Raw genomic sequence first — 6948 nt, 5'->3', positions numbered from 1 at the left:
CGGTTTCCGGGCACTGGTTCTCGGCTCAGTTCCAGGAGCTGATGGCGAACGCGTACCCGCCGTTGTCGTAAGGCTGGACGTAACGCTGAGCGGGGCCCGGTGCCGGACACGGCACCGGGCCCCGCCCCATTTCGGCCACTGAGTGCCCTGCCCTCCGGATCGCCCGGTCAGGCATGACGAGGGGTCAGGGCACGGTGCGTTCGATCGCTGCGGCCCCGTCGTGTTCCAGCTCCTGACGCGCCCGCTCCACCTGCTCCGGGCTGCCGTCACCGCCCTTGGCCACCGCGAGGTCCTCGGCGTCCCACGGCTGCTCGGCACCGGTCCGCACCCGGACCGGGCCGGACTGGCCGTCCGGCGGCTGGAAATCCGGACCGTCCTGCTCCGTGTCCGGATCGGTGACCAGCAGCGGCACCGTGGTGTCGTCCTCGACAGCGGCCGCCACTGCCGGTTCCTCCTCCAGCGGCACCCGGCCGATCGCATTGTCCCGGTCCGTCATGGCTGCCCCCTCCCGTCGGAGCCGTCGAGGTACCGGGTACCCGGGGCAGGGGCGGATATGCGCGGGCGCCGGCCGGCGGAAAGGGGCGACCTCCGGCGCAGCTGGCGCCGGAGGTCGCAGAGATCGTCGCAGAGATCGGGAAGGTCGGGTGCTGGCGACGGGTCAGAGCGACAGCACCCGGTCCAGCAGGTCCCGGTAGCGGCGGACCGCCATCCGCAGTTGCTCGGTGTCCTCCGGACCGGCGTCGGTCCACCCGCCGAGTTCGTCGCGCTGCGCGGTCAACGCCGCGGTGAGCGCCTCGACGGCCTCCGTCACGAGGTTCTGTGCCTCGCCCGCTGCGGCGTGCGGGTCGTCGACGAAGCGCAACTGCACGTCCCGCCACCGGTCCCGGAACGCGTCCGCCTGCTCCGCCGCGAAGATCCCCACCGGCACCGGGTGCCCCGCCGGCACCGGCTGCCCGGTCTGCGGCGGTTCGCCGCCGTCACCCACCCGTACGGTGTCGTCGTCGCCGGGGTCGCGCTGCTCGTGCAGCCGCTCCGGGCCGGCCATCGCCGAGGCCGCGACCGCACCGCCGACGGTGGCGGCGCCGAACGCGGTCGGCTGTTCGACCGGCTCGTGGTGGACCGGCTCGTCCCGGTCGGGCGTCGCCACGCCGGAGACGATCTCGGTACGGTCCGGGTCCACGTATCCGTCGCGGTCGTGACCGGCGCCCGGTTGGCCCGGTCCGCCGTGCGGGGTGATGACCTCGGTACGTTCGTCGTGCCACTGATCGGTGCGGGCCATGGTGTCTCTCCTCAGCGGGTCGAAGCTTCCGTCGGGGTCGAGGCTTGCTCGGTCGGGGTCGCGGTGGGTACGGGGTCCTCACCGAGCAGCTCGGCGAAGAGCGCCCGGTAGTGCATCACGGCCTGACGCAACTGCTCGGTGCTCGCCTCCCCGCGCTCGTTGGCCAGATGGATCTCGTGCGCCTCGCGGTACCTGCCGAGAGTACGGGCGTGGTCCACGGAGAGCTGAGCCACCTGCTCGTCGTAGTCCCCGGTCGGGTAGCCGAGTTCGGCGATCAGCCGGGTGAGCAGTTCGTCGGCGTCGCCAACCGCGGCGCCAGGCGCGTCGACGAACCGGGTCTGCACGTCGGCCCAGGCGGCGGCGTATCGGACGCGGGACGTTTCGGACAACGGGGTCAGGGTCAACTCGGCGTGCCGGCGTTCCCGCTGTCGGAGCTCGCGCTCGGCCGCGCTGCGGCTGTCCTGTTCGGCGACGACCCGGTCGTACTCCGGACCGAAGGTGCCACGCAGGTCGTGGCGCCGCCGCCACCGGGTCCAGAGCAGGGCGAGCGCCGCGAGCACGACGAGAAGTACGGCGGAGATGAGGACGATCTCGATGGGCGACATGGTTGTTCCTCCTTCTCACCCTGGTATTCCCGCTCGACCCGGATCCCCAATCCAGGTTTGTCACACTTCCTTGACGATCTTGCCGGCATCTGATCCGGATCGGCCGCCGGATGGTCCGCCGCAGGTCGCGACGACGACCGTGGATGCTGCCGGTGCGGCCGCTTTCGGTACGCTCCGTGCCCACAATCGACCGCTGAGTGCCTCTGGTAGTGCCTGAGCCGTTAATTACGTATCCTTCCGGAGGCGCCGGACACGACTGACCATCCACTCACCCGGACCGGTCGGTTCGCATCCGCCGCGCCAGCTCAGCCACCACCGCGCCGGCGAGGTCTGATGAATACCCGCAACTGGTCGATCCGCTCGAAGATCGTTGCGCTGGTCGCTGTCCCGATCGCCGCGCTGCTGGCGCTGTGGATCTTCGCGACGTCGCTGACCGTCGGCCCGGCGCTGAGCCTGCTGGGTGCCCAGGCACTGCTCGACGACGTCGGCCGCCCCGGCGAAGCGGTGGTGGCCGAGCTGCAGCGGGAACGCCGGCTCTCGGTGGTGTACCTGTCCCGCAGCGATGGTCAGAACGCGCTGCGCGCCGGTGACCTGCGGCAGTTGCGCGACCAGTGGGAAGCCACCGACGCGGCGGTCGACGAGTTCCGGCGCTCCGCCCGCGGCGACGAGCCGCCGGCGGATCCGTCCGTGTTGGACGAGCGGATCGCGGCGACCCTGTCCGAGCTGGAACTGCTGCCGTCCGGCCGAGGGTTCGTCGAGCGTCGGGAGATGGACGCAGCCGGCGCGCTGGGCCTCTACAGCGGCATCGTCGACACCGCGTTCCAGATGTTCGGGGCGTTGGCCGGGCTGCCGGACAACGAGATCAACCGGCAGGCGCGGGCGTTGACCGACATCGGGCTGGGCCGCGACCTGCTCGGCCGGACCGACGCTCTGCTCGCCGGGGCCTTCGCCGCTGGCGAGCTGACCGCCGCTGGCCATCTGCAACTGGTGCAGATCGTCGCCAACCAGCGGTTCGTGTTCGACCGGGCGGTGGCCGAGCTCCCCGACCCGGACAGCCGGACCTACCACCAGCTCGTTGCCGGTGACGACTACACCGGGCTGCGGCAGATGCAGGACACGCTGATCGCCGGCGGGCCGGCCGAGGACGGGCTGCCGGTTTCCGAGTCCCGCTGGCGGGCCAGCTATCAACTGGTCCAGGAGCAGTTGCGCGATTTCGAGCTGCTCGCCGCCGACGCGCTGGCCGAACGCAGCATGCCGACCGCGATCGCCATCCTGGTCCGGCTCGCCGCGGCCGGCCTGGTCGGCCTGGCCGCGGTGATCATCTCCGTGGTCATCTCGCTGCGGGTCGGCCGGTCGTTGATCCACCGGTTGACCGGGCTGCGCGCCGCCGCTTTGGAGCTGGCCGGCGAGCGGCTGCCCGGGGTGGTCGCCCGGCTACGCCGTGGCGAGGACGTCGACGTCGTCACCGAGGCCCCGCCGCTGGAGTACGGCGCCGACGAGATCGGCCAGGTCGGGCACGCGTTCAGCGAGGTGCAGCGGACCGCCGTACGGTCGGCCGTCGAGGAGGCGGCGCTGCGTCGCGGGCTGAACGAGACGTTCCTCAACATCGCCCGACGCAGCCAGACGCTGCTGCACCGGCAGCTGGCCGTACTGGACCGGATGGAACGGCGCAGCACCGACCCGACGGAGCTGGAGGACCTGTTCCGGGTCGACCACATGGCGACCCGGATGCGCCGGCACGCCGAAGACCTGGTGATCCTCGCGGGAGCCGCACCGGGCCGGGGGTGGCGCAACCCGGTGCCGATGGTCGACGTGATTCGGGGTGCCGTCTCCGAGGTCGAGGACTACGCCCGGGTGCACGTCACGACCGTGGAGGCCGCGGCGGTCGCCGGCCGGGCGGTGGGCGACGTCATCCACCTGCTGGCCGAGCTGATCGAGAACGCCACGTCCTTCTCCCCGCCGCAGACCCGGGTCACCGTCATCGGCCAGAGCCTGCCCAACGGGTACGCGGTCGAGGTCGAGGACCGGGGCCTCGGCATGGAACCGGACGCGATCGAGGACGCCAACCAGCGCCTCACCGAGCCGCCGAACTTCGACCCGCACAACAGCGCCCGGCTCGGCCTGTTCGTCGTCGCCCAGTTGGCGGCCAAGCACGGCGTACGGGTCCGGCTCCGGCCGTCACCGTTCGGCGGCATCACCGCCGTCACGCTGATCCCGGCGGAGCTGGTGGTGCCCGAGTCCGAGGTGCTGGCGCTGCCGTCCGGCCGGCCACCTACCGCACTGACCACGGTCCGGTCGACTCCTGCACCGGACGCGCTGGCCACCGTGCGGCCGAGCCCTGAACCGGACGCGCTGACCACCCTCCGGCCGGGCCCGGCACCGGACATGACCGGGCGACCGACCCCCGAGCCTGCGGCGGAGCCGAACGGGGCGCAGCTGCCGGCCCGCCGCCGTCCCACCACCCTGCCGACCCGGCGGTCCGCCGGCGCGGGCGAGACCACCGAGGACGGCCTGCCGCGCCGGGTACGCCAGTCCAGCCTGGCGCCCCAACTACGCCAGGCACCCGATTCGCCCGGGGCCGACGGCCAGCCGCTGCGGGAAGCCCCGCAACGGTCCCCGCAGGAGGTGCGGTCGCTGATGTCCGCGTTGCAGGCGGGAACCGCCCGGGGCCGGCAGGCGGCCGGCCTGCCAGCGGCCGGGCAGCCGGGTGGTACCGGCGACACGACGCCGATCGTCGACGGCGGCTCGGTGCCGCCGGCCGGCGACGGCACCCCCGGTTCCGGCGACGAGCCGGCTTCCGTGGCATCGGAACCGTCCCCGACCGGGTCGACCGGCCCGGTCCGGGGCACCGCGACTCCGCCTCCGGGCGCGGTGCTGCCGCCCCCGGCGACGGAAGAGTCGGAGAGGGAGCTGTAGCTGTGCACACCATGCGGCATGCGATGAACCTCGACTGGCTGCTCGACGACCTCGTCGACCGGGTCCCGACCGCGCAGCAGGCCGTCGTGCTGTCCGCCGACGGCCTGCTGATGGGCGCGTCGCGGGGGCTGACCCGGGAGGGTGCCGAGCACATGGCGGCGATGGCCGCCGGCTTCCAGAGCCTCGCCAAGGGCGCCAGCCGGCACTTCGGGTCGGGCCCGGTACGGCAGACCGTGATCGAGATGGAGTCGGCGTACCTGTTCGTCACCGCGGCCGGGCACGGGGCCTGCCTGGCGGTGCTCAGCGCGGCCGACGCCGACATCGGCCTGATCGCGTACGAGATGGCGATGCTGGTCACCCGGGTCGGGCAGACTCTCAGCACGCCGAGCCGGACACCGGCGGCGCAATCCGATGCGGGGTGACCCGGCCGGACCCCACGACTGGCTGGACTCCGACGCCGGCCCGGTGGTCCGTCCGTACGCGGTGACCGGTGGCCGGGTGCAGCCGACCGGTGCCACCTTCGACCTGCTGGCCTTCGTGGTGGCGAAAGCTCCGGAGGGCGCCGACAGCGAGGTCCCGCTGCAGCCGGAACATCGGCGCATCGTCGGGCTGGCCCAGCAGCCGGTCTCGGTCGCCGACCTCGCGGCCGACCTCGACCTCGCGCTCGGTGTGGTCCGGGTCCTGCTCGGGGACCTGCTCGCCGCCGGACTGATCGCCCTCTACGAACCCCCGGCTTCGGCCGCTCACCCCCACGACGACATACTCAAGGCGGTGGTCAATGGACTCCGTGCGCTCTAACCGGCATCAGCCCTCCCGGCGGGTCCCACTCGCGCTGAAGATACTCATCGCGGGCGGTTTCGGCGTCGGGAAGACCACCCTGGTCGGCGCGGTCAGTGAGATCCGGCCGCTGCAGACCGAGGAAGTGCTCACCAGCGCCAGCCTGGGCACCGACGACACGTCCTGGGTGGAGGGCAAGAACACCACGACCGTCGCGATGGATTTCGGCCGGATCACCATCAACGATGATCTGCAGGTCTATCTGTTCGGTACGCCGGGTCAGGACCGGTTCTGGTTCCTCTGGGACGAGTTGGCGTTCGGCGCGCTCGGTGCGGTGGTGCTGGCCGACACCCGTCGGCTCGCCGACTGTTTCCCGTCGGTCGACTACTTCGAGCAGCGCGGCACGCCGTTCGTGGTCGGGGTCAACTGTTTCGAGGGGGCGCAGCAGTTCAGTCAGGACTCGGTGCGCCGTGCGCTCGACCTCGACCCGGATGTGCCGATCGTGCTGTGCGACGCCCGCAACCGCGGCTCGGGCAAGACGGTGCTGATCGCACTGGTCGAGCATGTGGCGTACCTGCGCGGTCAGCCGGTGCCGGCGGGCTGACCTGCCGCCGGTTGCCGGCCGGTGTCGACCAGCACGACGTCCAGCCGGCGCGGCCCGTGCACCCCTTCCACCCGGTTCAGTTCGATGTCACTGGTGGCGGACGGCCCGGAGATCAGCGTGATCGGTCGGGTCGGGTCGGCCAGCCGGGCCAGCGCCGCCGGCACCTCGGCCACCACCTGGTCGGTCCGGACCACGCAGACGTGGTGGTCGGGCACCAGAGTGAGCCGGCGCGGACCCTGCGTCGGCCCGGTGTCCAGCAGCACCGTCCCGGTCCGGCCGATCGCCACCGCGCAACCGGTCAGCGCGGCCAGGCCGGGCTGGTCCAGATCGGTGACGGACAGCGGTCGGGTCGGGTCGTCGCGTAGTACCTCTCCGGTGAAGCCGGGTAGCCAGCCGTCCGGCAGGTCCTGCGGCACCGCGACCCGGCGCACCCCGATGAGTACCTCGGCGATCCGGTCGGCCAACCGGTCCGGGACGCACCGGTGCACCGTCGCCCGGTAGTCGAGCAGCCGGTCCACCAACAGAGCCACCGGGTCGGTGCCGGTCGGGTCCGCGTCGGCGGTCCGGTAGTCGCGGGGCACCCGCACCGGCAGCGGCACCGGCCGGTGGTCCCGCGCCGCCCGCAACCGGGCCAGGATCTCGGTACGGGCGTCAGCCACGGTGCGTCCTCCCGTCCTCGTGCGGCCCGGCGCTGTCGTCGTGCGGCCCATGGCGGCGTCGCGCTCCGGCACGTACCGCTGGGACAGCTGGGAGTAGGAGAAGTGCCG

8 protein-coding genes are annotated in these 6948 nt (G+C 72.6%); 4 read left to right on the top strand and 4 right to left on the bottom strand.

Going from position 1 to position 6948, the window contains the following annotated elements; all coding sequences use genetic code 11:
- Positions 1-184: 184 nt before the first annotated feature.
- The 3 genes from ACFHWT_RS30895 to ACFHWT_RS30885 all read right to left on the bottom strand — a co-directional run bounded on the left by ACFHWT_RS30895 (position 185) and on the right by ACFHWT_RS30885 (position 1884).
- Entirely contained in the window at positions 185-496 is a 312-nt protein-coding gene (locus tag ACFHWT_RS30895) for a hypothetical protein (protein WP_416598177.1), read from the bottom strand.
- Positions 497-658: 162 nt separating this feature from the next.
- Complete coding sequence (locus tag ACFHWT_RS30890; RefSeq protein ID WP_416598176.1) at positions 659-1279, bottom strand: hypothetical protein; 621 nt, start codon at positions 1277-1279, stop codon at positions 659-661.
- 11 nt (positions 1280-1290) lie between these two features.
- A complete protein-coding gene (locus ACFHWT_RS30885) occupies positions 1291-1884 on the bottom strand; it encodes a hypothetical protein (RefSeq protein WP_416598175.1) in 594 nt (197 codons plus the stop codon).
- A gap of 333 nt (positions 1885-2217) precedes the next feature.
- Here ACFHWT_RS30885 and ACFHWT_RS30880 point away from each other — a divergent pair, with 333 nt between their 5' ends.
- The 4 genes from ACFHWT_RS30880 to ACFHWT_RS30865 are packed head-to-tail and all read left to right on the top strand — an operon-like array spanning position 2218 to position 6181.
- Complete coding sequence (locus tag ACFHWT_RS30880) at positions 2218-4800, top strand: nitrate- and nitrite sensing domain-containing protein (protein WP_416598174.1); 2583 nt, start codon at positions 2218-2220, stop codon at positions 4798-4800.
- A 23-nt stretch (positions 4801-4823) separates the two neighbouring features.
- Complete coding sequence (locus ACFHWT_RS30875) at positions 4824-5222, top strand: roadblock/LC7 domain-containing protein (protein WP_282234313.1); 399 nt, start codon at positions 4824-4826, stop codon at positions 5220-5222.
- Complete coding sequence (locus ACFHWT_RS30870) at positions 5212-5598, top strand: DUF742 domain-containing protein (protein WP_416598172.1); 387 nt, start codon at positions 5212-5214, stop codon at positions 5596-5598. Before ACFHWT_RS30875 ends, ACFHWT_RS30870 begins: the two co-directional genes overlap by 11 nt.
- A complete protein-coding gene (locus ACFHWT_RS30865; RefSeq protein ID WP_278167549.1) occupies positions 5579-6181 on the top strand; it encodes a GTP-binding protein in 603 nt (200 codons plus the stop codon). The genes ACFHWT_RS30870 and ACFHWT_RS30865 overlap by 20 nt, the downstream gene beginning before the upstream one ends.
- Here ACFHWT_RS30865 and ACFHWT_RS30860 read toward each other — a convergent pair.
- Complete coding sequence (locus tag ACFHWT_RS30860; RefSeq protein WP_416598178.1) at positions 6160-6891, bottom strand: LutC/YkgG family protein; 732 nt, start codon at positions 6889-6891, stop codon at positions 6160-6162. The genes ACFHWT_RS30865 and ACFHWT_RS30860 overlap by 22 nt on opposite strands.
- Positions 6892-6948: the final 57 nt, after the last annotated feature.

This window comes from Micromonospora sp. LOL_021, from assembly GCF_048060215.1.
Lineage (GTDB): Bacteria > Actinomycetota > Actinomycetes > Mycobacteriales > Micromonosporaceae > Micromonospora_E.
This window is presented reverse-complemented; position numbering and strand designations above follow the sequence as displayed.